The organism is Arthrobacter sp. OAP107 (genome assembly GCF_040546765.1).
In the GTDB taxonomy this organism is placed as follows: Bacteria; Actinomycetota; Actinomycetes; order Actinomycetales; family Micrococcaceae; genus Arthrobacter.
In genome coordinates this window covers 1,930,205-1,955,225 of the sequence record NZ_JBEPOK010000001.1, presented here as the reverse complement: position 1 = coordinate 1,955,225, position 25,021 = coordinate 1,930,205, and the positions used below count along the sequence as shown (strand labels likewise).

Annotated in this window: 24 protein-coding genes, 2 tRNA genes, 1 other RNA gene and 2 pseudogenes; 13 read left to right on the top strand and 16 right to left on the bottom strand. The window is 66.3% G+C overall.

The genetic code is table 11. The annotated features are described in order from the left end of the window. Positions 1–11 precede the first annotated feature (11 nt). The gene (locus ABIE00_RS09175; RefSeq protein WP_354259320.1) at positions 12–689 is read right to left on the bottom strand and encodes a DUF8185 domain-containing protein; all 678 of its coding nucleotides are present in this window, start codon (positions 687–689) and stop codon (positions 12–14) included. Between the two features lie 63 nt (positions 690–752). Here ABIE00_RS09175 and ABIE00_RS09170 point away from each other — a divergent pair, with 63 nt between their 5' ends. Further along, positions 753–1,724, top strand: coding sequence for an acyl-CoA thioesterase (locus ABIE00_RS09170; protein ID WP_354259317.1), 972 nt, complete (start codon positions 753–755; stop codon positions 1,722–1,724). A 102-nt stretch (positions 1,725–1,826) separates the two neighbouring features. On the opposite strand, the gene ettA is transcribed toward ABIE00_RS09170, so the two are convergent. From ettA to ABIE00_RS09155, 3 genes are all read right to left on the bottom strand, one after another. Then, positions 1,827–3,509: an energy-dependent translational throttle protein EttA gene (gene ettA / locus ABIE00_RS09165; protein ID WP_331573057.1), complete on the bottom strand. Its 1,683-nt coding sequence runs from the start codon at positions 3,507–3,509 to the stop codon at positions 1,827–1,829. Between the two features lie 43 nt (positions 3,510–3,552). Beyond that, positions 3,553–4,125: a DUF6993 domain-containing protein gene (locus tag ABIE00_RS09160; protein WP_354263309.1), complete on the bottom strand. Its 573-nt coding sequence runs from the start codon at positions 4,123–4,125 to the stop codon at positions 3,553–3,555. A gap of 61 nt (positions 4,126–4,186) precedes the next feature. Beyond that, positions 4,187–4,756: a single-stranded DNA-binding protein gene (locus tag ABIE00_RS09155; protein ID WP_354259313.1), complete on the bottom strand. Its 570-nt coding sequence runs from the start codon at positions 4,754–4,756 to the stop codon at positions 4,187–4,189. A 208-nt stretch (positions 4,757–4,964) separates the two neighbouring features. On the opposite strand from ABIE00_RS09155, the gene ABIE00_RS09150 reads away from it, so the two are divergent. Both ABIE00_RS09150 and ABIE00_RS09145 read left to right on the top strand, forming a co-directional pair. Continuing rightward, positions 4,965–5,037, top strand: a tRNA-Arg gene (locus tag ABIE00_RS09150). Between the two features lie 165 nt (positions 5,038–5,202). Next, a complete protein-coding gene (locus ABIE00_RS09145; RefSeq protein ID WP_354259310.1) occupies positions 5,203–5,688 on the top strand; it encodes a LapA family protein in 486 nt (161 codons plus the stop codon). Between the two features lie 24 nt (positions 5,689–5,712). Here ABIE00_RS09145 and ABIE00_RS09140 read toward each other — a convergent pair. From ABIE00_RS09140 to ABIE00_RS09125, 4 genes and pseudogenes are all read right to left on the bottom strand, one after another. Continuing rightward, positions 5,713–6,144, bottom strand: a pseudogene (locus tag ABIE00_RS09140) (SRPBCC family protein). A gap of 134 nt (positions 6,145–6,278) precedes the next feature. After that, on the bottom strand, positions 6,279–7,136 hold the full coding sequence (locus ABIE00_RS09135) for a sugar phosphate isomerase/epimerase family protein (RefSeq protein ID WP_354259307.1): 858 nt from the start codon (positions 7,134–7,136) through the stop codon (positions 6,279–6,281). After that, complete coding sequence (locus ABIE00_RS09130) at positions 7,133–8,347, bottom strand: dihydrodipicolinate synthase family protein (protein ID WP_354259304.1); 1,215 nt, start codon at positions 8,345–8,347, stop codon at positions 7,133–7,135. Before ABIE00_RS09130 ends, ABIE00_RS09135 begins: the two co-directional genes overlap by 4 nt. Next, positions 8,347–9,516 (bottom strand): Gfo/Idh/MocA family protein, encoded by a 1,170-nt coding sequence (locus ABIE00_RS09125; RefSeq protein WP_354259302.1) that lies wholly within the window; start codon positions 9,514–9,516, stop codon positions 8,347–8,349. Before ABIE00_RS09125 ends, ABIE00_RS09130 begins: the two co-directional genes overlap by 1 nt. A gap of 175 nt (positions 9,517–9,691) precedes the next feature. Here ABIE00_RS09125 and ABIE00_RS09120 point away from each other — a divergent pair, with 175 nt between their 5' ends. Continuing rightward, on the top strand, positions 9,692–10,750 hold the full coding sequence (locus ABIE00_RS09120) for a LacI family DNA-binding transcriptional regulator (RefSeq protein WP_354259299.1): 1,059 nt from the start codon (positions 9,692–9,694) through the stop codon (positions 10,748–10,750). 73 nt (positions 10,751–10,823) lie between these two features. Beyond that, positions 10,824–11,282: pseudogene (locus ABIE00_RS09115) on the top strand (DNA alkylation repair protein); the annotation flags it as partial. 9 nt (positions 11,283–11,291) lie between these two features. On the opposite strand, the gene mptB reads toward ABIE00_RS09115, so the two are convergent. After that, on the bottom strand, positions 11,292–12,848 hold the full coding sequence (gene mptB, locus ABIE00_RS09110) for a polyprenol phosphomannose-dependent alpha 1,6 mannosyltransferase MptB (protein WP_354259296.1): 1,557 nt from the start codon (positions 12,846–12,848) through the stop codon (positions 11,292–11,294). 245 nt (positions 12,849–13,093) lie between these two features. Between mptB and orn the strand changes: the two genes are divergently transcribed. The 3 genes from orn (at position 13,094) to def (ending at position 14,684) form a co-directional block, all read left to right on the top strand. Beyond that, a complete protein-coding gene (gene orn / locus ABIE00_RS09105) occupies positions 13,094–13,783 on the top strand; it encodes an oligoribonuclease (protein ID WP_354259293.1) in 690 nt (229 codons plus the stop codon). Positions 13,784–13,913: 130 nt separating this feature from the next. Then, positions 13,914–13,986 (top strand) — tRNA-His (locus ABIE00_RS09100). A gap of 125 nt (positions 13,987–14,111) precedes the next feature. Continuing rightward, entirely contained in the window at positions 14,112–14,684 is a 573-nt protein-coding gene (gene def, locus ABIE00_RS09095) for a peptide deformylase (protein WP_354259290.1), read from the top strand. A gap of 37 nt (positions 14,685–14,721) precedes the next feature. Here def and ABIE00_RS09090 read toward each other — a convergent pair whose 3' ends face one another. The 4 genes from ABIE00_RS09090 to rnpB form a co-directional block, all read right to left on the bottom strand. After that, on the bottom strand, positions 14,722–15,519 hold the full coding sequence (locus ABIE00_RS09090; RefSeq protein WP_354259287.1) for an HNH endonuclease family protein: 798 nt from the start codon (positions 15,517–15,519) through the stop codon (positions 14,722–14,724). A gap of 139 nt (positions 15,520–15,658) precedes the next feature. Then, positions 15,659–15,868, bottom strand: coding sequence for a hypothetical protein (locus ABIE00_RS09085; RefSeq protein ID WP_331573082.1), 210 nt, complete (start codon positions 15,866–15,868; stop codon positions 15,659–15,661). A gap of 116 nt (positions 15,869–15,984) precedes the next feature. Next, positions 15,985–17,478, bottom strand: coding sequence for a glyceraldehyde-3-phosphate dehydrogenase (locus tag ABIE00_RS09080; RefSeq protein WP_354259284.1), 1,494 nt, complete (start codon positions 17,476–17,478; stop codon positions 15,985–15,987). Positions 17,479–17,779: 301 nt separating this feature from the next. After that, positions 17,780–18,171, bottom strand: an RNA gene (rnpB, locus tag ABIE00_RS09075) — RNase P RNA component class A. A gap of 69 nt (positions 18,172–18,240) precedes the next feature. Between rnpB and ABIE00_RS09070 the strand changes: the two genes are divergently transcribed. Continuing rightward, positions 18,241–19,233: an alpha/beta hydrolase gene (locus ABIE00_RS09070; protein ID WP_354259281.1), complete on the top strand. Its 993-nt coding sequence runs from the start codon at positions 18,241–18,243 to the stop codon at positions 19,231–19,233. Between the two features lie 61 nt (positions 19,234–19,294). Next, positions 19,295–20,059, top strand: a complete 765-nt coding sequence (locus tag ABIE00_RS09065) for a YaaA family protein (protein ID WP_354259278.1) — start codon at positions 19,295–19,297, stop codon at positions 20,057–20,059. A 25-nt stretch (positions 20,060–20,084) separates the two neighbouring features. Here the strand turns inward: ABIE00_RS09065 and ABIE00_RS09060 are convergent, their stop codons facing one another. Continuing rightward, positions 20,085–20,822: a zinc ribbon domain-containing protein gene (locus ABIE00_RS09060; protein ID WP_354259275.1), complete on the bottom strand. Its 738-nt coding sequence runs from the start codon at positions 20,820–20,822 to the stop codon at positions 20,085–20,087. A gap of 124 nt (positions 20,823–20,946) precedes the next feature. After that, positions 20,947–21,849 carry a Nif3-like dinuclear metal center hexameric protein gene (locus ABIE00_RS09055; RefSeq protein WP_354263308.1) on the bottom strand — a complete coding sequence of 301 codons (903 nt, stop codon included), beginning with the start codon at positions 21,847–21,849 and terminating at the stop codon, positions 20,947–20,949. Between the two features lie 115 nt (positions 21,850–21,964). On the opposite strand from ABIE00_RS09055, the gene msrA reads away from it, so the two are divergent. The 3 genes from msrA (at position 21,965) to epsC (ending at position 24,118) form a co-directional block, all read left to right on the top strand. After that, the gene (msrA, locus tag ABIE00_RS09050) at positions 21,965–22,489 is read left to right on the top strand and encodes a peptide-methionine (S)-S-oxide reductase MsrA (RefSeq protein WP_354259272.1); all 525 of its coding nucleotides are present in this window, start codon (positions 21,965–21,967) and stop codon (positions 22,487–22,489) included. 67 nt (positions 22,490–22,556) lie between these two features. Next, positions 22,557–23,492: a cysteine synthase A gene (gene cysK, locus ABIE00_RS09045; RefSeq protein ID WP_331573096.1), complete on the top strand. Its 936-nt coding sequence runs from the start codon at positions 22,557–22,559 to the stop codon at positions 23,490–23,492. Between the two features lie 41 nt (positions 23,493–23,533). After that, positions 23,534–24,118: a serine O-acetyltransferase EpsC gene (epsC, locus tag ABIE00_RS09040; RefSeq protein WP_307103428.1), complete on the top strand. Its 585-nt coding sequence runs from the start codon at positions 23,534–23,536 to the stop codon at positions 24,116–24,118. A 21-nt stretch (positions 24,119–24,139) separates the two neighbouring features. Here epsC and ABIE00_RS09035 read toward each other — a convergent pair whose 3' ends face one another. Further along, on the bottom strand, positions 24,140–24,973 hold the full coding sequence (locus ABIE00_RS09035) for an oxidoreductase (protein WP_354259268.1): 834 nt from the start codon (positions 24,971–24,973) through the stop codon (positions 24,140–24,142). Between the last annotated feature and the right edge of the window lie 48 nt (positions 24,974–25,021).

The window sequence follows — 25,021 nt, the reverse complement described above, 5'->3', positions numbered from 1 at the left end:
GCGTCCGCGGCCTACAGCAGGCCCGCACCCGTCCGCGCCAGCACGTGGCCGCGGCTGCCGCTGAGCCGGAACCAGCGCCCGGAACGGTAAAGCTTCTGTTCGTCCCCGCTCAGTTCGTCTCCGCCCAGGAACCCCAGGGCGAACGCGGCGAACGCCGCTCCGGCCGGCACCCCGTGCCGTTCCTCCAGCCCGCGTCCCCAGACGGCAGCCCGGGCATTGTTGACGATCAGGGCCCCGGGCTTGTCCGGAACGATCCCGGCCACCTCGGCGATGCCAGCTTCGGCAACCTGCCGCAGTTCGGCGTCGGGCACCGAGTCCACCAGTTCCCAGCCGCTGCGGGGCGCGCCCACACCGGCCCATGATTCGGTGACGGTCGACGGCGGGACCGGAAGATCGGCGTCGTTCTCCCCTGCCCGGGCCAGCCGGTCCAGGACGGCACCCAGCGGAACGGTCACGTCAACGGCGGACGGCTCTGCCAGCCCCATGGTCCGGAGGCCGAGGATGGTGGGCGTGGACTCCCCCAGGATCCGGGGGCGAAGCACGCAGACGTAGGCGGCCAGGACAGTGCCGGCTGCCTGCAGCCGGATAGCGCCGTCGTCGATGGCCTTGGCGCGTGTGACAAAGGTCTTCAGATCGGTGAGGTCGCGGGGGTCAGCGAAACGGAAAGACTGGGTAAGGAGATCAGACACGTTAAGAACACTACCGGCTGGGGCCCGGTTGAGCGGTGCCGGGGCGCCGTCTAGAGTCAAACCATGACTGAAGCGGACGCCGGATTGCAGGCCTTGCCCACGAATGACCCCACGACTTCCCTCCTCGACCTGCTGGATCTCGGCGAGCTGGAAGGCGCCCGCACCGACGAGGACATTTTCATGGGTCCGTCACAGCGCCAGCCGCACCAGCGCGTCTTCGGCGGCCAGGTCCTGGCCCAGTCCCTGATCGCAGGAATGCGCACCGTGGACGGGGAGCGCACCGTCCATTCCATGCACGGTTACTTCCTCCGGCCCGGCGACGCGAACAAGCCCATCACCTTCGGGGTCCAGCGCCTGCGGGACGGCCGCTCGTTCTCGGCACGGCGCGTGCACGCCTACCAGGACGGCACACCGATTCTGTCCATGATCGCCTCGTTCCAGGCCGGCGACGACGGCATTGAGCACCAGTCCGACATGCCCGCCGGCATCCCCGATCCGGAGACCCTGCCCAGCACCGCAGACCTGTTGGGCAAGTTCGACCACCCTGTCGCCCGGCACTGGGCGTACGAGCGGCCCTTCGACATCCGCCACGTGGATCCCGCACTGTATGTGGCGGCCACCGGGAAGAAGGAAGCACGCAACGCCGTGTGGATGAAGACGTTCAGCCCCATGCCGGACGACGCCAACACGCACCGCGCCGCGCTGGCGTATGCCAGCGACTACACGCTGCTCGAGTCGATCCTCCGCAAGCACGGGCTGAGCTGGATCACGCCGGGCATGAGCGTGGCGAGCCTGGACCACGCCATGTGGTGGCACCGTCCCGTGCGTGTGGACGAGTGGCTCCTGTACGTGCAGGAATCGCCCAGCGCCCAGGGAGCCCGCGGCCTCGCGACCGGCAAGATCTTCAACCGGGAGGGCCTGCACGTGGCGTCGGTGGCGCAGGAGGGCATGGTCCGGGTGCCGACGGACATCAAGAGCAAGGTGGCCGGCGCCGTCCAGACCAAGATCCTGCAGCACCAGATGCGCAAGGCCTGATTTCGCCAGGCACGAAAAAGCCGGCCCCGGGTTTGATCTGTTCACCAGATCGACCCGGGGCCGGCCTTTTTCGTGCTCAGCGCGTGGTTTGTCGCGGCCCGCTTAGTCGCGGGTCAGGCGGCGGTGCGTGACACGGTGCGGCTTGGCGGCGTCGGGGCCGAGGCGCTGCACCTTGTTCTCCTCGTAGGATTCAAAGTTGCCCTCAAACCAGTACCACTTCGACGGGTTCTCCTCGTCACCTTCGTAGGCGAGGATGTGCGTGGCCACCCGGTCCAGGAACCAGCGGTCGTGGGAGACCACGACGGCGCAGCCGGGGAACTCCAGCAGCGCGTTTTCCAGGCTGCTGAGGGTTTCGACGTCGAGGTCGTTGGTCGGTTCGTCGAGCAGGAGCAGGTTTCCGCCCTGCTTGAGGGTCAGCGCCAGGTTCAGGCGGTTGCGCTCACCACCGGAGAGCACACCTGCCTTCTTCTGCTGGTCCGGTCCCTTGAAGCCGAAGGCGGCAACGTAGGCGCGGGACGGCATTTCGACGTTGCCCACCTGGATGAAGTCCAGGCCGTCGGACACGACCTCCCAGAGGGTCTTGTTGGGGTCGATGCCGCCGCGGCTCTGGTCGGCGTAGGAGATCTTGACCGAGTCGCCGATCTTCAGCTCGCCGCCGTCGAGGGGCTCGAGACCCACGATGGTCTTGAACAGCGTGGACTTACCCACACCGTTCGGGCCGATGACGCCGACGATGCCGTTGCGCGGCAGGGAGAAGGACAGGCCGTCGATCAGGGTGCGGTCGTCGAAGCCCTTTTGCAGGTTCTTGGCTTCCAGGACCAGCCCGCCCAGGCGCGGTCCCGGCGGGATCTGGATCTCTTCGAAGTCCAGCTTGCGGGTGCGGTCTGCCTCGGCTGCCATTTCCTCGTAGCGGGCAAGACGTGCCTTGGACTTGGTCTGCCGGCCCTTGGCGTTGGAGCGGACCCATTCGAGTTCCTCGGCGAGGCGCTTGGCCTGCTTGGCGTCTTTCTTGCCCTGGATTTCCAGGCGGGCGCGCTTCTTCTCCAGGTAGGTGGAGTAGTTGCCTTCGTAGGGGTACAGGTGGCCGCGGTCGACCTCGGCGATCCATTCCGCGACGTGGTCCAGGAAGTACCGGTCGTGGGTGACCGCGAGAACGGCGCCCTCGTAGCTGGAGAGGTGCTGTTCCAGCCACAGCACGCTCTCGGCGTCGAGGTGGTTGGTGGGCTCGTCAAGCAGCAGCAGGTCCGGCTTCTGCAGGAGCAGCTTGCAGAGGGCCACGCGGCGGCGCTCACCACCGGAGAGCAGGGTGACATCCGCGTCGGCCGGCGGGCAGCGGAGGGCGTCCATGGCCTGCTCGAGCTGGGAGTCAAGGTCCCACGCGTCGGCGGAGTCGATGGCCTCCTGCAGGTGGCCCATCTCTTCGAGGAGCGCGTCGTAGTCCGCGTCCGGGCTGGCCATCTCCTCGGAGATTTCGTTGAAGCGCTGGATCTTGCCGTAGATCTCGCCCACGCCTTCCTGGACGTTGCCCAGGACGGTCTTCTCCTCGTTCAGCGGCGGCTCCTGCAGCAGGATGCCAACGCTGTAGCCGGGGCTCAGCCGGGCTTCGCCGTTTGAGGGGGTGTCCAGGCCGGCCATGATTTTCAGGATGGTGGACTTACCGGCCCCGTTGGGGCCAACAACACCAATCTTGGCGCCCGGGAAGAAGGACATGCTTACGTCGTCGAGAATTAGTTTTTCGCCAACAGCCTTTCGGGCCTTGGTCATTGTGTAGATAAATTCCGCCATGGTTCCAAATCTAGTGGGTTGGCGGGGATATCTCACATTCGGGTCAGGCCGGAGCGCCTACGAAGCACTTCCCGTTCGACAGCGCCGGCAGCACGGCGACTGTCACCTTTCCGTCGCGGATCTGGCCGATCACGCATTCCTTGGCCTGGACCGCCGCCGCTTCCATGGAATCCACCTCAAGTCCGGTGGGAGTGCGACCCGCCGAGACCTCCAGGCTCCGCGCCGGAACGCCTGCCGCCGTGAGCGCGGCGCTGATGTCAGCCGTAGCAGGTTTCGGGTTGGCTGCCACCACGCGTCCCAGGACGTCGGTCATGGTCCGCTGCAGCGCGGCCGTGGCCCCGGCGGGAGCTTTGGTGGCCGCCGCAGTTGCCGAAGGTTTGGCCGACGCTGAAGCTGATGCTGCACCGGCTGGCTGCGTGGCCGCCTGTTCTCCGGCGGCTTGTGTGTCCGCCGTCTGGTTCACGGTCGCCGGGTCTCCTGTCGCCGTGCAGGCGGCGAGCGCCGACAACACCACAACCGCCAGCGCGAGCCGTCCGGCAACACTCGTGGCGTTTTCCCGGGCACCGGTCGCATTGCCGCGGAACGTCCCGTTCCGACGGACTATCATCGCTCGCATCACGCTGCCATTCTGCCATGCGGCACCGCCAGGGGGTGCGGCGCCGCACGCCCACCGGCGTTCAGGCAGCGGCTCCGGTAAGCTCTCCCGTTTCGGGATCGAGCGCCAGCTCGTCGCCGGCGTCATCGACGAAGATTCCTGCCGCGGCCGCATCCTCATCGGCTTCGTCATCATCCAACCGGTCATCATCAGCACCGTCGTCGCCCGGCCCTGAGGGGCCGGGAGTGCCGCGGTCGCCGTTCGCGGGACCAAATCCGTCAGCGGCCTGCGGGCTGCCGGAACTGCGGATGAAGTTGGCGGTGCCCCACTTGAGGTCGTGGCCCACGGCATCCGCGTCGATCTCGGCATCGTGGTAGACGCGGCCCTCCTTCTCCCAGCTGCGCATCTTCAGCTTGCCCACGATGATGACGCGCTGGCCCTTCTTGATGCTGCAGCCCATGTTTCCGGCAAGCTGCCGGTATCCCTGGACGGTGAACCAGTTGATGTTGCCGTCCACCCAGGCGTTGGCGGCCTTGTCGAACCGGCGTTCGGCTGAACCGAGGCGGAATGAGGCGGTGGGAACCCCTCCGGGAGTGGTGGAACTGCGGATCTCCGTGGCAACGAAGCCTCGGACGGTAATGGTGTCGGTCATCTTGGTGTCCTGTCTCGAAGTGTCATGCCCTAGCAGGCATTTCAAGCATCAACCGGCAGCAGACGGACAGCGAGAGGCGAAGTTCCGTATGTGGAAAACCGGACGACGGGGCTGAGAACGCGCAGGTGAAACAGCCGGGTGCCTGACGGCGGTGGCGCGCAAGTCAATGTAGACTTTTTAGGCGCCAGCAATGTGCCGGCCAGCCATTGCCCCAGTAGCTCAGGGGATAGAGCAGCGGCCTTCTAATCCGCCGGTCGGGGGTTCGATTCCCTCCTGGGGCGCACATTGACACCCCGGTCTTCGGACCGGGGTGTTTCTCTTTGCCCCTTCGGCAAATGCCAAGCATGCTTACTATTGCGGCCTGACTGTGCTTATGATCGGACTAGGCGCCGGACATCCGCACAGGCCGGCCAACCTGGACCAACAGCCGAGGAAGGAACACCGGCATGCCGCACAGCCAGTCGGGCGAGAACCCCGCCACTCCTGAGACGCCCCGGCCCCCGAGCCCCGCGGCGGCAGGCCAGCCGGGCCCCGCAGTGCCCCCGGAACCCGCGCCGGCGGGAGCGGGCACAGATACCGGCGCGGCGGGTCGCCACCCCGGCGCGGCCGCCATCCCGGGCTACGACGGGACCACATCACCGCAGCCCGGCGTGGCGGAGCCCGAACGGCGCGTCACGCGCGCCGGAATGATCTGGGTAGCCGTGGCCTCGGCCCTGGTGGTACTGGTGCTGCTGATCATCTTCATCCTGCAGAACCAGGAACTCGTCCAGGTGAAGTTCTTCGGCCTCGAAGGGGCGGTCTCGCTCGGGATGTCCCTCTTCATCGCCGCAGTGGGTGGCGGTGTCCTCGTGGCCGTGTCCGGCGCCGCGAGGATCATCCAGCTGCGCGCTGCGGCCCACCGGCGCAGGGTGCAGGCCGGCCGAAAGCGGTAAAGCCGCAGGCGGCAGTCGACACGGTCAGCCCTCCAGGTACCCCTTGAGGTTGCCAAGCACCTTGCTCCAAAGTTTTTCCGACTCCGCGGCCTCGTCGTCGCTCCTGTTGTTGCCCTGGATGATGCTGACCCGGGTACCCTCCGCCACGGGTTCCAGCCCGTATTCCACGGTGTGGTAGTTGCCCGGCTCGTCGGGCAGTCCCGACAGGGGGCTGTAGTGGGTGATGCGCAAGAGCTCGTTGGGGCGCGCCTCCAGAACCGTCCCCCTGTCCTAGTACGACTTGCCTTGCCACTCCCCCTCGAAAGTCACAGGGTCACCCTCCCGCCAGGAGGAGGTCACGTGCGTGCCGAGGAAGTATTCCTTGACGTCGGCCGGATCCGTCAGTGCCTTCCACACCCGCTCGGGTGGTGCGGCGACAACAATGTTCGCCTCGGCGTCCCTGAATTGTTTGTCCATGGCGTCCCCTCCTGGCGCCACCCTACCCGCCGAACCGCAGCGAAGTAAGGGCACGGAGGCAGCCGGGGCCAGACAGGGCGAGGTCCGGTCCCACGCTCGGGACCGGACCTTTGCTCCGGCAAAATTTCGTCATGTCAGGCGAAGGGCTGCACCAACTCCGCGTAGCGGTCCTTCATAGCGGCCAGCACGGAGTCGCCGTCGGCGTCCCAAATCTCCTGGTTGAAGATTTCCACCTCAATGTCGCCGGTGTAGCCGGCCTCGCGGACCCAGGTGCCGATCGTCGCGAAATCGATAACGCCGTCTCCCATCATGCCGCGGGAGAGCAGCGCGTCCGCCGCGATCGGCAGGTTGAAGTCGCACACCTGGTAGGAGGCGATCCGGTTCTCCCGGCCTGCACGCCCGATCTGGGCTTTCAGCTCCGGGTCCCACCAGACGTGGAAGGTGTCGACGGCGACCCCCACCGCCCGGGCGTCATGCGGTGCCGCCAGGTCCAGGGCCTGGCCCAGCGTGGAGATGAGGGCGCGGTCAGCGGCATACATGGGGTGCAGTGGCTCCAGCACCAGCCGGACTCCGTGCTCGACGGCGAACGGGACGAGGTCGTCGAGCCGGTCGGCCACCCGCTGGCGGGCAGCCACGACGTCCTTCTCCCCCGTCGCCAGGCCCCCGACCACGAGGAAGAGTTCCCGGGTATCCAACGCAACGGCCTCCAGGATCGCGGCCCGGTTGTCCGCGAGCGCTGCCGCTTGGCCGTCGGCATCCGGGGCCGTGAGGAAGCCGCCGCGGCACAGCGAGGACACCCGGAGTCCGGCGTCCTTGATCAGTTTCGCGGCCTTGTCCAGCCCGGTCTCGGCGATGATGTCCCGCCAAGGCCCGATTGCGGGGATGCCGGCACGGGCGCACCCGTCAACAGCCTCGGCGAGCGTCCATTTCTTGGTGGTGGCACTGTTGAGGGAAAGCCGTGAAAAGGTGGACGGCTCCGAATTGAAGGTCATACTCCCACTCCGTTGATGCGAAGGAAATCGGACATTCGGAACGCTGCGAGGGCGGGATCCTTCAGCAGCCCGGCTTCGTCGGCCAGTTCGAAGGTCTTGGCCAGGTGCACCACGGAACGGCCCGAGTGCAGCCCGCCCACCATTTGGAAGCCCGGCTGCTTGCCGTTGAGCCAGGACAGGAAGGCGATCCCGGTCTTGTAGTAGAACGTGGGGGCGCTGAAGATGTGCCTGCCCAGTTCCCGGGTGGAATCCAGGATGGCACGCGCTTTGGCGGCGTCTCCGGCGTCGTAGCTCTGCAATGCCGCGGACGCAGCCGGATAGATTGCCGCAAAGATGCCCAGCAGGGCATCCGATTGGAGTGTGCCGTCGCCGTCGATCAGTTCCGGGTAGTTGAAATCGTCGCCGGTGTAGAGACGGACCCCCTCGGGAAGCGCCGCACGCAGCGCGATTTCGTGCGAAGCGTCCAGCAGGGAGACCTTGACGCCGTCCACCTTGTCCGCGTGCTCGCGGATGAGGGCGAGGAACGTCTCGGTGGCGGCGGAGACGCTGTCCGAGCCCCAGTAGCCGGCCAGTGCGGGATCGAACATGGTGCCGAGCCAGTGCAGGATGACGGGTTGGTCGGCCTCCTGCAGCAGCGTGGAGTAGACCTTCAGGTAGTCGTCGGGGCCGGACGCCACCCGGGCAAGCGCCCTGGAGGCCATGAGGATCACCTTGGGTCCGGCCTCGCTGACGACGGCGGCCTGCTCGCGGTAGGCGGCCAGGACGGCCTGTAGGCCGGCGTCGCCGGACGGCATCATGGCGAGGTCCAGCTGGTCGGTGCCGGCACCGCAGGACACGAGGTCCCGGACCGTCATGCCGGCCGTAGCCGTCCCGCCGGCGGAGACCACGGAGGCCGCCTCAGCACCGGTGCGCTTGATCAGCTGCTGGGTGGCGGCCCAGTCCAGGCCCATGCCGCGCTGGGCGGTGTCCATCGCGTCGGCTACCCCCAGCCCGTAGGACCACAGCTCGTGCCGGTAGCCCAGGGTGGCCTCCCAGTCGAGACGGGCCGGGGCGCCGGGGGTGTTGTCGGCGGTGACCTCGGGGATGACGTGGGCGGCCGCGTAGGCCCGGCGCGCTGTCAGCGGTGCCGTCGGCCTGGCCCAGGTCGTGGCGGAACGGAGCCGGTACTCCCGCGTGCCGCCGTCGGACGTGGGAAGGATCAGTGACGTCATCAGAGCGTGATCTCCGGGATGTCGATGGTGCGGCGTTCGCCGCTGGACTGCAGGCCGAGCTCGGCGAGCTGCACACCGCGGGCGGCGGAGAGCAGGCCGAAGCGGTGCTCGCGGCCGGCGACGACGTCGCGCAGGAACTCTTCCCACTGCAGCTTGAAGCCGTTGTCCAGTTCGGCGTTGGCCGGGACTTCCTGCCACTGGCTGCGGAAGGATTCGGTGACGGGCAGGTCCGGGTTCCAGACAGGTTTGGGCGTGTGCGCGCGCTGCTGGGCAACGCATTTGTTCAGGCCGGCGACGGCGGACCCGTGGGTGCCGTCCACTTGGAACTCGACGAGCTCGTCACGGTAGACCCGGACGGCCCAGGAGGAGTTGATCTGGCCGATGACATCGTCCCCGCCGGGGGTCTGCAGCTCGAAGATGCCGTAGGAGGCATCATCCGCCGTTGCCTTGTACTCGGTGCCGGATTCGTCCCACCGGGTGGGGATGTGGGTGGCGGTCTTGGCGTTGACGCTCTTGACCTTGCCGATGATGCCTTCCAGGACATAATTCCAGTGGCAGAACATGTCCGTGGTCATTCCGCCGCCATCTTCCTTGCGGTAGTTCCAGGACGGGCGCTGGGCCGCCTGCACGTCGCCCTCGAAGACCCAGTAGCCGAATTCCCCGCGGATGGACAGGATCCGGCCAAAGAACCCTTCATCCACCAGGCGGCGCAGCTTGACCAGGCCGGGCAGGTAGAGCTTGTCATGCACGACACCGGCGGTGACACCGGCTTCCTTGCCGATGCGGGCCAGCTCGATGGCCTCCTCCAGGGTTTCCGCCGTCGGCTTCTCGGTGAAGATGTGCTTGCCGGCCCGCATGGCCTTCTTCAGGGTCGCGGCCCGCAGGCTGGTCATGGAGGCGTCGAAGACAACGTCGACGGTGGGGTCGTTGATCACGCCGTCAAGGTCGGTGGTCCATTCCGAAATCTTGTGCAGTTCGGCCAGCTCGCGGATTTTCGCTTCGTTGCGGCCAACGAGGATCGGCTCGACCTGGACCCTGGTGCCGTCCTCCATGGTGAAGCCGCCGGCGTCGCGGATCGGAAGGATGGAGCGCAGCAGGTGCTGGCGGTAGCCCATCCGGCCGGTAATACCGTTCATGGCGATACGGATCGTCTTTGTTTCGAAGCCCATGAGTCCTCATTCAGTGGTGGTGGCTGGCATCTCGGGAAAGCGCGTTCCCGCTGCTTCCATAGTGCCGAACCGCAGCACATCTGGCAAGCGCTTTCCACACTTTTTTCCAACTGCGATAATGTGAGCATCAGCCGAGTTTCCCGAAGCTGGGGCCTGTTGAAGAGGAGTTGCGCCTGTGGCTGCAAGCACGTTGACCGAAGTAGCCCGCCTGGCCGGAGTCTCCCCTGCCACGGCCAGCCGCGTTCTGAACGGCTCGGCCAGAACCCCCGGACCTGACATTGCGGAGCGCGTCCGGAAGGCCGCGGACTCGCTGGGCTACATCCCCAACGCCCAGGCCCAGGGCCTTGCCAAGTCGAGCTCAGGCCTCATCGGGCTTATCGTGCACGACATTGCCGACCCCTACTTCTCGGCCATCGCCCGCGGCGTCCAGGCCGCCGCCCGGCACCAGAACAAGATGGTTTTGCTGGCCACCACCGCGGGCAGTCCCGCCGACGAGCGCGCGGCCGTGGCAGCCTTTGCCGCGCGCCGCGCGGACTCGATAGTGATCGCGGGATCGCGGTCTGCGCGGGCCGCCGACAGGCAGGGCAACGCCGAACTGGCCGCCGAACTTGACCGCTATTGCCGCAACGGAGGCCACGTGGGCGTGGTGGGCCACGCCGTGGTGGGCGCCGAATCCGACGAGGGCTATCACGTGGTCGAGGTTCCCAACGAGGAACTCGCAGCCGCACTCGCACGGGAACTCGCCTCACATGCCGGCGCGTTCGTCATCATCGCCGGCCCGGAGGGCCTCCTGACCTCCGACGACCGGGTGCGCGGATTCCAGCGGGGCCTGGCTGACGCGGGCCTGCCGCCGGCGGACGTCCTGCACACCGGGTTCGACCGCACGGGCGGTTACGAGGCTGGCCTGGAACTCGCGGCCCGCATCGGCGAAAGCGGCGAAAGCAGCAAAAGCCGGCTCTGCATCTTCGCTGTCAACGATGTCATGGCCATCGGAGCCACCGCCGCCCTGCGTTCCAAGGGTTTGCGGATCCCCCGCGATGCTGCCATCGCCGGTTTTGACGACATCGAAACCCTGCGCGACTTCCGCCCCACCCTCTCCACCGTCCGCCTGCCACTGGAGGAAATCGGACGGCTGGCAGTTCCCGGTGCGGGCACGGGCCAGACGGCAGCCGCCACCGTGGAGGTGAAGGGCGAAGTGACCCTCCGCCGGAGCACGGAGCCGGCCGGCGAATAAAAGGCCCGGAGGCCAGGGAAGACTGCCATGGCGGACCCTACCCAGGAGGATGATGGCGGACCACAGCGGCCGCCGAGTGGAACGCCACGCGGCGATTGAGCTGACCGGGTTGCGGAGCGTGGCCGGAGACCTGCAGATGCTTCCGGTGTATGAGGAGGTCATTCGAACGGGCTCGTCCTGGGACTATGTGGACGGGGTGGCCCACCGGATCGGCGCACTGCTCAAGGCCCACCGGGCGGAACTGACACGCGTACTGCTCCGGTGGAGTGCCGACCTGGACTTCTGGATCCGGCGGGCATCGATTACGGCCCAGCTGGGCGCCAAAGTCCAGACGGACACGGCTCTGCTCACTGCGGTTATCGAGGCGAACATGGCCGACAAGGAATTCTTCATCCGCAAGGCCATCGGGTGGGCGTTGCGTGAGTACGCCAAATCCAACCCGGCATGGGTCCTGGAGTTCGTGGCACGGAACGGGCCGTACCTCAGTCCGCTCTCGCGCAGGGAAGCCCTGAAAAACCTCGAGGCAGGATGAACCCGGAGGTCAGATGACCGGGCGCGTGGTGACGGGCTGGTCCGCCTTGCTGAACAGCAGCTTGGTGCTGCGGTCCAGGAAGATCAGGTACAGCGCAAACAGCAGGGCGATGATGGCGGCCGCATTGCGGGCAAGCGCCAGTGCCAGGCCCAGATCGTCGGTCTGGAGGTAGGGGAAGACTTCGAGCTGGTCGGAGATGGCATAGACCATGAAGAACGAGACGATGAAGTAGAGCGCCTTGACCTGCCAGTCGTCACGGATGCCCGTGACGGCGAACAACGGAATCAGCCACACCACGTACCAGGACTGGATCATGGGCGCCAGCACCACAACAGCGGCGAAGGCCAGCGTCAGGCGGCGCATAAGACGGTCGTGTTCGCCGCGGAAGATCTGCCAGGCGACGATGCCCACGGCGAGGAGCTTGCCGGCGTCGTAAACCCATTTGGCCAGACCCCAGCCGTCCAGGCTGAACGCGTTGGCGATGGACGCGACCACCAGGCCAAGCAGCCCCACGGGGGCGTACCAGATCCACACGCTGCCCGGCGCGGAGAGGCCGTTGATCCAGCCGAACCCGAAGCCGTTCACCAGGCTCATGGCATAAAGCAGGGCAAAACTGATTCCGGCGGTGAGGCCCCAGAACACGAACTTCCTGGGCCAGCTGGCCCTCTTGCCGGCCCAGAGCAGACCGATGAACGGAAGGAACACCACGGTGATCGGCTTCACCGCGATGGAGGCCGTGACGAGGACGATGCCCAGGATGACCCGCCGCGTGGCGCAGTAGTAGAGGCCCGCGAGGGCCAGCCCAATCATGAGTGAATCGTTGTGGACGCTGGCGATGAAGTTGGTCAGGAAGAGCGGATTCGCCGCCGTCAGCCAGAGGGCACGATGCGGATTGACCCCGTGCAGCTCGGCGAGCTTTGGGACGTAGATGATGCAGAGCACCACGCCCGCCAGCGCGGCCAGCCTGAACAGCATGATGCTGGCTTCCGGCTGGACGTTAGTGGACCAGACCACGAACTGCTCGATCCACAAAAACACCTGGCCATAGGGAACCGGGGCCTCGGTCCACATCTTGTCCGCGCCCAGCTGGAAGTAGTTGGACAGCGCCGAGATGCCGTTCTCGTACGGGTTGAAGCCCTCCACCATCAGCCTGCCCTGGCCGATGTAGGCGTAGACGTCCCGGCTGAACAACGGGACGGTGAACATCATCGGAAGGCCCCACGCGACAACGGCCTGGAGCGTGGCCTTGCGGGCTTCCCTGCCCCACACGTGCACGTGCTGTCCTAGCCTGAGCCAGGCCCGGACCAGCAGCATGCCGCCCACCGCAAGCAGCACGATGGACAGCCCGACGCCGAACGCCTCGGTGCGCATCCAGATGAACAGGGGCATCCGCCGCAGCTCCGAAACCGGCGCCAGCCAGCCGACGCCGAGCGATCCGATGAGCAGGAACATGGAACCGATGAAACCGGAGAGAATCGGTGAGCGCGGGTTCTCCACCTCCAGCCGGGCCAGGTCCGTGGAAGTGCCGGTGGCCGTTTCCCCTATCGCAGGCACAGGCGCCGTCATCTCAGGATCGTCCAATCTCTTCTGCGCCTAGCCATCTAGGCATGTCTCTTTTGGGCGTGCTGCCCCATCTGCAGCCAAGCTGAGCGGCCGGCCGAATTGGGCAGCCAGCCAAATTGGGCGGCGCCGGCCAATTTGGGCGACGCCGGGGACGCGGCCGCCGCAATGAGGCGTTGCCACGTACCCGAAATATTAGCACCGGAGCGCCTCTCCAAGGCTTGCGCGGGGCTAAACGGTAGGCTGAACGGGTGCCTATTACTAATGAACGCATCGTCTGGATCGACTGCGAAATGACCGGCCTGGACAGCGTCAACGACGCCCTCATCGAGGTTGCGGCCCTGGTGACCGACTCCGAACTCAACGTCCTCGGCGACGGGGTGGACGTGGTCATCAAGCCTGACGACGCCGCCCTCGCGCAGATGAACGACTTCGTCCGGGACATGCACACCCGGTCAGGCCTGCTGAACGAGCTTCCGGCCGGCAAAACCATGGCGGAAGCCGAAGCCCTGGTGCTGGACTACATCCGCAAGTGGGTTCCAGACCCCCGCAAGGCGCCCCTCGCCGGCAACTCGGTGGGAACGGACCGGGTCTTCCTTGCCCGGGACATGCCCTCGGTGGTGGAGCACCTGCACTACCGCATCATCGACGTCAGCACCATCAAGGAACTTGCCCGGCGCTGGTATGCGCGCGCCTACTTCCAGGCGCCGGCCAAGCACGGCGGACACCGTGCCCTCGGGGACATCAAGGATTCCATCGACGAACTCCGGTACTACCGGGAAGCTGTCTTCGTGCCAGCCCCCGGACCGGACAGTGCCACGGCCCAGAAGATCTCGCAGCGCATCTCGGCGTCGCCCTCCGCTGTCGAGCTGCCCTCCGCTGTCGACCAGCAGGCCGCGGAAACTGCTACGCCGCCCGCTGCGCAGCAGTCCGGAAAGTAATCTGCGCCACGTTTGAGGAAAATTTTGCCGAAAAAGCCAAAAGTGGCAAAAGCATCCCCCAACAGCAGGTAAGCTATTTGTCGTTGCCTTTTCGGAAGGCCGGGAAACCGGACAGTCCGCAGGGCACATGGTGGGCGTAGCTCAGTTGGCAGAGCGCCTGGTTGTGGTCCAGGAGGTCGCGGGTTCAACCCCCGTCGCTCACCCGCACCGAGGACGGCAGTTTACTGCCGGCCAGCAACAAAGGCCGTACCGGTTATCCGGTGCGGCCTTTGTTGGTTTTCACCCCTGCCGGCTCCCGTCCGGCAAAGCGCCGAAGGAATCCCCTGACATGACCGTTCTGCCCATCACCATCTGGGGTGAGCCGGTGCTGCACCGCCGGGCTGCCGAAGTGGAGGAGTTCGACGACGGGCTTCGCCAGCTGATTGCCGACATGTTCGAAACGAACGACAAGGCGAACGGCGTCGGACTGGCGGCGCCGCAGATCGGCGTGGGCAAGCGGATCTTCGTCTACAAGTACGAGAACGAGGACGGTGCTCCCCCGGCCGGCGCGGTGGTCAACCCAGTGCTGACCCTCTCCAAGGTGTCCGGGGCACTGCCGGATCCGGACGAGGAAGTGGAGGGCTGCCTTTCCTTCCCCGGCGAGCAGTATCCCCTCAAGCGCGCCGAATGGGTGCGGGTGCAGGGCTTTGACGGGCACGGAAACCCGGTGGATTTCGAGGCGACCGGCTGGTTCGCCCGCATCATCCAGCACGAATACGACCACCTGGACGGCAAGCTCTACGTCAACCGTCTCATCGACAGGTATGCCCGCAAGGCGATGAAGCAGGCCAAGAAGAGCGGCTGGGGCGTCCCGGGCCTGACCTGGATGCCGGGCGTTGACCCGGACCCGTTCGGCCACTGACACCGGCGCGGCTTCTGCCGCGCCAGCCGCCGCTGCCCTACCGGGGCACCACCGTCTGCTGCTCCGGGCATGACTCCAGCACGCGGGCCATGGCGTCCTTCTCCGGCTGGGTGACCCAGAGGCCGTACGCTGCCTTCACCGAAACCTGCCGCGCCACATAGTGGCACCGGAGCGCCTTGTTCTTCGGCAGCCAGGCGGCGGCGTCCGACGCGCTTTTCCCCTGGTTGGCGTCACCGTCCGCGGCAATGAGGTTGAGCGGATCGTTGGCAAGGTTCTGCCGGGCTTGCGCAGTCAACTGCTGGGCACCCTTCTGCCAGGCATCACCCAGCGCGACGACGTGGTCGATCTGCACGTCCTTGCTGGACTCTGCTCCGCGGACAAACCTCACCACCAGACCCACGTACGGCTCATGCATGGTGCCGGCGGCAACCTTGCACTTTGATCCCTTGGTGAAAGCAACGTCGTGAAGGTCCCGGCGCAGGATGTCGTTGCGCGTGTCGCAGCCGTTGTGGTCGGCGTCCTGCCAGGCCTGGCCGAACGCCGACCGGTCGTAGTCGCCGCCGGATGCCCTGCCCTTCACAGGCAGGGCTTCCAGTGCGGCGGCCGCGCCGCCCAGCGGGACCGGGTACGGAGGCGTCACCGGCTTCATCCAGGCGGCATCGAACACCGGCGCCTCGCTGGGTCCGGACACCGCAGGCTCGGCGGCGAGGAACTGGCCCGCCGTAAAAAACCACACGGTGCCCGTCACCACCGATACCGCAGCCACACCGAGCACCCCCCCGGCCTGCCGGGAGCGCCGGCGGGCATTCCGGTAGCCGGCCCAGTTGACGCTCATGCAGGCACTCCCGTGCGCCGGGCGTCCCGGGAGTCTCGGGCAGGATATGGGTACACATCCAGAAGCTTAGGTGTAACAACCCGGCGGGATGCGGGTATCCACAGTGTGGAGGACAGGTGCCCTGTGGAGGGCGGGTGGCTTACTGCTCCCGCATAACCCGATGGAGATCCGTGTTGGCGAGGTCAAGCAGCCGCTCCAGCTGGCCTACCCTCTCGTCGCCGATGTCCCCTGCCGCATGCGCGGCGCGCGCCTGGTCCAGAAGCCTCTGGGCTTCTTTCTGGTTCGCCTTTGCAACGTCGAGGGCATGTTCCAGGGTTGTCTCATGCTGAAGTGTCGGGTTCTGTTCCATGACACAAGTTTGTGCCCGTTTCCCGGCTGATTCCAGAGAATTGCCCGCGAACTTCCCGGGAACGGGTCAGCCCCGCCGGCACAGGTGTGCCGGCGGGGCTGACGGAACGCTGCGGTTTAGGCCGGGGCTGCCACGGCCAGGACCGGGGCGGCGTCCTTTTCGGAGTCCTTGGCAGGGAAGGCAGGCGGGTTGACCCCTGCCATTTCCTCCATGACGCGGACCACCTGGCAGCTGTAGCCGAACTCGTTGTCGTACCAGACGTAAACAACCAGGTTCTTGTCGTTGGAGATGGTGGCGAGGCCGTCAACGATGCCGGCACGGCGGGAGCCGACGAAGTCGGTGGAAACAACCTCGGGCGAGTCGATGTAGTCGATCTGCTTGCGCAGCTCCGAGTGCAGCGACATCTCGCGCAGGTAGTCGTTGACCTCGTCCTTGGTGGTTCCCTTTTCCAGGTTGAGGTTCAGGACGGCCAGGGACACGTCCGGGGTGGGGACCCGGATGGAACTGCCGGAGAGCTTGCCCTGCAGTTCGGGCAGTGCCTTGGCGACGGCCTTGGCGGCGCCGGTTTCGGTGATCACCATGTTCAGCGCGGCGGAACGTCCGCGCCGGTCGCCCTTGTGGAAGTTGTCGATCAGGTTCTGGTCGTTCGTGAACGAGTGCACGGTCTCCACGTGGCCGTGGATGACGCCGTACTTGTCGTTGAGGGCCTTCAGGACCGGGGTGATGGCGTTGGTGGTGCAGGAAGCCGCCGTCACGATCCGGTCCGAATCAGTGATGTCGCCATGGTTGATGCCGTGGACGATGTTCTTCAGCTCGCCCTTGCCCGGTGCGGTCAGCAGGACCTTGGCCACGCCCTTGCTCAGCAGGTGCTGGCCGAGGCCTTCGGCATCGCGCCAGCGGCCGGTGTTGTCCACCACGAGGGCGTTGTTGATCCCGTAGGCGGTGTAGTCGATGGTGGCGGGGTTGTCCGAGTAGATGACCTGGATCTGGACGCCGTTGGCCGTGATGGTGTTGGCTTCGGTGTCAACGCGGATGGTTCCCTCGAAGGAGCCGTGCACGGAGTCGCGGCGCAGCAGGCTGGCACGCTTGGCCAGGTCATTGTCGGAACCGCGCCGGACCACGATGGCGCGCAGGCGCAGGCCGTGGCCGCCGCCGGCCTTTTCGATGAGGAGGCGGGCCAGGAGCCGGCCGATCCGGCCGAAGCCGTAAAGCACGACGTCGGTGCTGGTGCGGTCGTCAGCGCCGCGCTTGCCCACGATCTCGGCCAGCTCTGCACGGAGGAATTCCTCCAAAGCCATGCCCGCGCCGTCGGACTTGAACTTCTGGTTCAGGCGGGCGATGTCGATGGCAGCGGCACCCAGGTCCAGCTGTGCCAGCATGTTCAGCAGCGGAGCTGTCTCCTCCAGGAGCAGTTCGTCCTTGCTGATCCGGCGCGCGAAACGGTGGGCCTTCAGGATGTTCATGGTGGACTTGTTGATCAGGCTGCGACCGTGGATGGAGGTAACCACGTTGTTTTCACGGTACAGCCGGCCGATAACCGGGATCATGGCCTCGGCAAGTGCCTCCCGGCCCATCCACGTATCAAGACAAGAATCTGACGTCTGGCTCACAGAACTACCTTCCTTGGTTCAACCGGCCTACGTCCTCGTAAACCGGATGGCGGCCACTGGAAGTTATCCAGGGCAAGCTGGCACCGGCAGGGTTTCGGTCCACCCCGGATGCCGTTGACCGTGCAAAGAAAAACCGCCGGCTGCGAACGCAGATCCGGCGGTAGAACCTCTACGTTCACCATCCATTCTAGGGCGGCGCGGGGACCGGAAAGTGCCGGGAGCCCGTGAAATCACTCACACCGCGTACAGGGCGTGAGGTTGATCCTCCCATCCCGATCCTGGCGGCCGTGTCCTGCTTGAGTGGATGGGTTGACCGATACGCCGGGTTCTGTGCTCCCGCACCGTTGCCGGTGCGGGAGTAGCGGCCATCCATCTACGAGCGCCGTTGCCGACGCCCTCCAGCGGCCTACCCGGACACTCGGGCGGGCAGCCCTCAAACGTGTCCTGTCTGGCCTTGCTCCGGGTGGGGTTTACCTAGCCTTCCCGGTCACCCGGGAAGCTGGTGGTCTCTTACACCACCGTTTCACCCTTACCTGCTTCGTGCCGCTTTCAAATCGGCGCGACGCAGGCGGTCTGTTTTCTGTGGCACTGGCCTGCGGGTTACCCCGAGTGGGCGTTACCCACCACCCTGCCCTGCGGAGCCCGGACGTTCCTCGAGCCACTTGCGTGGCGCGCGGCCGCCTGGTCAACCCATCCGCAGTCCAGTTTACGGGCTTTCCGGCGGCCCCGGACACGCACCGGTTCCGGGGTTAGGATCGGGAAATGGACCAGTCGTCCTTTCCGCGGCCGTCCTTTCCACGGCGGCGCATGCTGCAGCTGGCAGCCGCTGCCGGTCTGAGTGCGGCCGCGACGTCAGCCTGCACCGGCACGCCGTCACCGATTCCCGGCCCGACGACGGCCAACACCGCCACCGCCGGCCCGGTGCCCGATTCCGGCGGACCGACGACTTCGGCAGAGGCAACGACGGCGGCCCCGCCGGCTCCGCCAGCATCCGTGCCGCCTTCCACGGTGCCGGCTTCCGCCGTGCCGATTCCCGCGGTGTCGACCCGGACAGGCGGCTTTGTGTCCCGCTTCCGCCCGGCAGTCATCACCCGCTGGTCCCTGGCCGTGCCGCTTGCGGAGGAGGCCAACCAGCTGCTGCCGGTGGCGGTCTTCCTGCACGGGCTCGGCGGCAGCCACGAGGTTCTGTTGCTCGACCTCGCGGCGGACCGTGCACTGCAGCGCCACCTGGACGACGGCGGGCTGCCCTTTGCGGTGGCCGCCGTGGACGGCGGCGACTCCTGGTGGCACGCCCGCGCCGACGGCAGCGATACGCAGTCCATGCTGGTGCAGGAGTTCCTGCCGTTCCTGGGCGAACAGGGGCTGGATCTCGGAAAGGTCGGCATCTTCGGCACGTCGATGGGAGGGTTCGGCGCCCTCCTCCTGGCGTCGCGGGGCAGGGTGTCCGGGCTTCGCGGGGTGGCTGCCATGAGCCCGGCCGTCTGGTCCAGCTATGAGGAGGGGATACAGGGCGCCTTCGACGGCCCGGCTGACTTCGCAGCGAACAACGTTTTTGCGCTCCGGCCGAGGCTTGCAGCGATTCCGAAGCGGATCGATTGCGGCAGTGAGGATGATCTGGCCGCCACAGTTCGCCGGTACCGTTCGGGACTTCCCGGCCGTGTGGAGGGCGGCTTCCAACCCGGCGGCCACGACGCCTTGTACTGGAGGTCCATCCTGCCGGACGTGCTGGACTTCCTGGGCCGTTCGCTGGGCTGACCTTACCCACCCGGCAGATGCGGACCCCAGCTGACCCGCACCCTGCCGGTAAGATCGTACGGTGCTGATTCTGCTCCCCCCATCCGAAGGCAAGACTCCGGCCGTCCGCGGCGAGGCCATGGACTGGGCTTCGTTGAGTTTCCCTGTGCTGAACACCTACCGGGCCAAGGTGCTCGATGCGCTGGGGACAGTCAGTGCGCACGAGGATGCCCTCGCCCTCCTGGGCGTTGGAGCCTCCCTCAAGGACGACGTCGAACGCAACACCCGGCTCCACGTCGAACCGGCGGCGCCGGCACACCAGGTGTATTCCGGCGTGCTGTACGACGCCCTCGGCTACAAGTCGATGACGCCGGCACAGCGGCGCCGTGCGGATGAATCAGTGCTGGTCATCTCCGCGCTGTGGGGCGCCATCCGGTTCGCTGACTCCGTGCCCGCCTACCGGCTGTCCATGTCAACGGCATTGCCCGACGTCGGACGCCTTGCCTCATTCTGGAAACCGCAGCTTACCGATGCCCTCGGCGAAATTGCCGGCGGCAGTCTACTGGTCGACTGCCGGTCCAGCACCTACGCAGCGGCCTGGGCTCCCCCGCCGGTGGACACCGTGACGGTCAACGTGTTCACGGAGGTGAACGGCGCGCGCAAGGTGGTCAGCCACTTTGCCAAGCACACCCGGGGCGAGCTGGCCCGGCACCTGCTGACGCGGCGCGGCAAAGCCCCGGCGACGCCGGAGCAGCTGCGGAAGGCGGCGGCCGAGAAGTGGCAGGCGGAACTCGTTCCGGGCACCGCACGCAAGGCACACGCCCTCAACATCATCCTGCCGGGCTAGATTTTCCTGCCGGACCAGGCCTCCGTCAGCCCCACTCCGCGGAACGCACCAGGATGCAGCCGGAGTCGGGGCAGAAGACGATGTCGTCCTCGGCGGCGGCCTTGATCTCGGCCAGGTCGCCGGGGCTCAGCTGCATGCCCGACCCTTCGGACGTGCCGTGGAAGAGCCTTGCGGCACCCACTCCGCGGCGGGCCAGCGTTTTCTCGTAGACCGCGAGCATTCCTGTGTCCAGCCCTGCGGCGAAGTCCCTCCGCTTGCGGGCCACCTCGTTCTCCTCGGCCGCGACCTCGGCCAGCGCGGCGTCGAGCTCGGCCCTGATCCCGCCGAATGAGCCCTGGATGTCGTCCACGATGCTCTGCTGCGCCGCCTGCCTTTCGCGCAGGCCGTCCAGCCGCTCCAGGACCTCCAGTTCGACGTCCTCCAAGTCTGAACGGCGCTTGTTGAGCGAGGCAATATCCTTTTGCAGGGCGACGAGGTCCTTGGAGAGCCCGGTGCCGCTGTTGAGCCGGGCCTCGTCCCGTTCGATCCGGGTGGCCACCTGCTCCACGTCCGCTTCGGCCCGCTTCAGTTCCGCTTCGGCGTCGTGGACGGCGAGTTTCGCGGCGCCCAGTTCCCCGTTGGCAACGCTGAGGGCGGCCTCAAGATCAGTGATCCGGGGATCGTTTTCAAGGCTGCGGCGGCGGTTGGACAATGACTTCAGCCGGGCATCCAGGCCCTGGAGCTCTAGCAACTTCAATTGTTCAGCCGGTGCTGCCTTGGCCACGTTTTACCTCCGCTTGATCCCATCCGGCCTCGCGGCCGGCACCCCTGTGGGGTTTTCTAGACTCTAGCGCCTAACGCGCTCCCCAGCCTCGCTACGCTCACCCGGGGCCCCTCGCGCGCCAGGCTTAGCCGGGAGTGAGTATGAAGTCCCACGGATCACTGTTGGTGGTGCTGACCCGGATTTCGACGTCGAGGCCCTGGTCCGCGAGCACGTTGCCCAGGGCCTCGGCTGCGGCCGGCAGCCAGAGCCATTCGCTGGCGAAATGCGATACATCGATGAGGTAGGGCCGGCCGTTCACGGCAGCCTCCCTGGCTTCGGACGCCGGGTGGTGGCGGAGGTCCGCGGTGACGTACAGGTCCGCGTTGCTCGCCCGGACCTCATCAAAGAGGGAATCCCCGGCCCCGCCGCACACGGCAACCCGCTGCACCAGCCCATCCTTGTCCCCGGACACCCGCACTCCGCCGGCCACCGAGGGAAGAATGCCGAAGACCCGCGCGGCGAAATCGCCCAGGGTTATTGACTCGTTGAGGTCCCCGACGCGCCCGATGCCTTCCTCGGGAAGACCGTCGGCTGCCGGGGTCAGTGGCGATACGTTCTCCAGGCCCAGGGCGTCGGCCAGGACGTCGGAAACGCCGCCCACGGCTGAGTCTCCGTTGGTGTGGACCGTCAGCAGGGCGGTGCCGGATTCGATCAGCCGGTGGACCGCGCGGCCCTTGGGTGTGTTGGCGGCGACGGAGGTGACGCCCTTGAGGAGGAGGGGGTGATGCGTGATGAGCAGCTCGGCGCCCCATTCGATGGCCTCGTCGATGACTTCGAGCGTGGGATCCACCGCGAACATGACGCGCGTGACTTCGGCGGACGGATGGCCGGCCACGAGGCCCACCTCGTCCCATGCCTCTGCGAGCGACTCCGGCCAGAGCTCCTCCACGGCCAGCATGAGCTGCCCCAGCGTTGCAGCGGCGGGTGACTCCGCGGCGTCGGGAACGTCTTCCGGTTCCGCTGCAACGTCACTGTTCACAGGTTCCATACTCATATTTTTACCCTACAGTCGGCACTGGCCACTGACCGGCATATGACCCTAGGGTTGGCTGGGGAATCATTGGCGCCCGCGAACCATTAAAGAGGACATGGGTAAAGAGGACTTGAGAACTTTTGTGCTTGGCGGGGGCTGCTTCTGGTGCCTGGACGCCGTCTACCAGAAAACGAGGGGCGTCACGTCGGTAGTGTCGGGATACACCGGCGGCCACGAACGCGACCCGGACTACTATTCCGTCTGCTCCGGCACCACGGGGCACGCCGAGGTGGTTGCCGTGACCTTCGATGAGGAGGTCATCCCGGCCGAGGTCATCCTGGACATGTTCTTCGCCCTGCACGATCCCACTACGCTCAACCGCCAGGGCTACGACGTCGGCACCCAGTACCGCTCGTCCATGTTCTATGAGACCACCGAGGAGAAGATCCTCTTCGAGGAGGCGATCGAACGCAACCAGGCCCTGTGGTCCCGGCCGATTGTGACCGAGGTCAGCCGGCTTCCCGTGTTCTATCCGGCGGAGAACATTCACCAGAACTACTACGCCAAGTTCCCGGAGCAGGGCTATTGCCAGGTCATTATTAACCCGAAGCTGGCCAAGGCACGGAAATATTACTCTGCATGGCTTAATGCTTAGCAGGGGCGCTGACCCCCTCGTTAGGCTGACCAAAGTATTCCCTCCAGAGAGATAGGCGCACGTACACATGGCACGGATCTACGACGATGTAACACAGCTGGTGGGCGGCACCCCGCTGGTCAAGCTCAACCGCCTGACGGAAGGCCTGGACGCCACCGTTGCGGTCAAGCTTGAGTTCTACAACCCGGCCAACAGCGTCAAGGACCGTATCGGCGTCGCCATCATCGACGCTGCTGAGAAGTCCGGCGCACTGAAGCCCGGCGGAACCATCGTCGAAGGCACCTCCGGCAACACCGGCATCGCCCTGGCCATGGTGGGCGCAGCCCGCGGCTACAAGGTCATCCTGACCATGCCGGAAACCATGTCCACCGAGCGGCGCGTCATGCTCCGCGCCTTCGGTGCCGAGATCGTGCTGACCCCGGGCTCCGAAGGCATGCGCGGTGCCGTGGAGAAGGCACAGGAGATCGTGGCCAACACCGAGAACTCCATCTGGGCACAGCAGTTCGCCAACGAAGCCAATCCGGAGATCCACCGCAAGACCACCGCTGAGGAGGTCTGGGCTGACACAGACGGCAAGGTTGACATCTTCGTGTCCGGCATCGGCACCGGCGGCACCATCACGGGTGTCGGCCAGGTCCTGAAGGAGCGCAACCCGAACGTCCAGATTGTTGCCGTTGAGCCCAAGGACTCCCCCATCCTCAACGGCGGAGCCCCCGGCCCGCACAAGATCCAAGGCCTCGGCGCCAACTTCATCCCGGAACTCCTGGACACCAATGTCTACGACGAGGTCCTGGACGCAACTCTGGAGGACTCCGTGGCAGTGGCACGTGAGCTCGGCGTCAAGGAAGGCATCCTGGGCGGCATCTCCTCCGGCGCCATCGTTTGGGGCGCCCTCGAGCTGGCCAAGCGCCCGGAAAATGCGGGCAAGCTGATCGTGGCTGTCGTCTGCGACTTCGGTGAGCGTTACATCTCCACCGTGCTGTATGACGACATCCGTGGCTAGACCTTAGCCAGCCGCTTTCCGTTTCCTGTAGAAAGATCTTTGTGGGTTTCTTCGCAAGACTTAAGGAAGACCTCGACGCCGCCCGGTCCCACGACCCGGCGGCTCGAGGTTCTTTTGAGAACTTTTTCGCGTACTCGGGGCTGCACGCCATCTGGGCGCACCGCCTGACGCACAAGCTGTGGCAGAACCCGTCCACGCGGTTCCCTGCCCGGCTCATCTCGCAGCTCACGCGCTTCCTCACCGGCATCGAGATCCATCCCGGCGCCACCATCGGACGCCGCTTTTTCATCGACCACGGCATGGGTGTGGTCATCGGCGAAACAGCCGAGATCGGCGAGGACGTCATGATCTACCATGGCGTCACACTCGGCGGCCGGTCCCTGGCCAAGGTCAAACGGCACCCCACCATCGGGGACCGGGTGACAATCGGTGCTGGCGCAAAAATCCTGGGGCCGATCATCATCGGCAATGACAGCGCCGTGGGGGCGAACGCCGTCGTCGTCAAGGACGCACCGCCTGAGTCCATCGTCACAGGCATCCCGGCAAGCTGGCGCCACCGCGACGCCCAGCGCGAGACCAAGCCCGCCGTGGACCCGGCAGAGTATTACATCGAATACCGGATCTGATCCGGTCCGGGGTCTGCCCCCTCAGCCGGCGATTCTTTTCAGCACGGCCGTCACGGCCAGGTCGTACACCCGGTCGGGCAGGAGCCGCCGCAGCGCCGTGATGGCGCGGGCACCCCTGCCCACCGGGTAACGAGTCCGGGGTCGGGCCACGGTGGCGGCCTGCAGCACCGCGCCGGCGATGACGTGGGGCGGGGTGGACGTGGCTGTCCGCTCCGTGGACGCCAGCACGGCTGCCATTTGCCTTGCTTGCGCCGCGTACGGCCCACCGCCTGAGCTCGCCAGAAGCCCCTCGGCTGCAATCCCGCCCCACTCCGTGACGGTACTGGCGGGTTCGATGATGCACACGCTGATCCCGTGTGGCTTCAGTTCCAGCCGCAGCGCGTCGCTGAGGCCTTCCACGGCGAACTTGGTGGCGTGGTACCAGGTCCCCAGCGGCTCATAGAACTTGCCTCCGATGGAGGAGATGTTGATGATCCTGCCCCGCCCGGCTGCACGCATGGCAGGCAAAATCAGCTGCGTCATCCGCGCCAGTCCAAAGACATTCACGTCGAACTGCCGGCGGCCCTCCGCCAGCTCCATCTCCTCCAGCGAACCGAAGGACCCGAACCCTGCGTTGTTCACCAGGACGTCGATCCGGCCCTGTTCAGCCAGCACCGCTGCCACCATGGCCTGCATGGACGCGTCGTCCGTGACATCCAGTGCCAGCACCTTGATCCCCAGCGCCTTGAGCGGCTCCATCCTGTCCACCCGCCGGGCACCGGCGTAGACGGTGAATCCGTTGGCGCTGAGCAGCTTGGCCGACTCGAATCCAATGCCGGTGGAAGCTCCGGTGACAATCGCTACGGGCTGGGACACTCGGCACTCCTCGAGGTGAATCGGCTGGACGGTAACCGGCTACGGTGC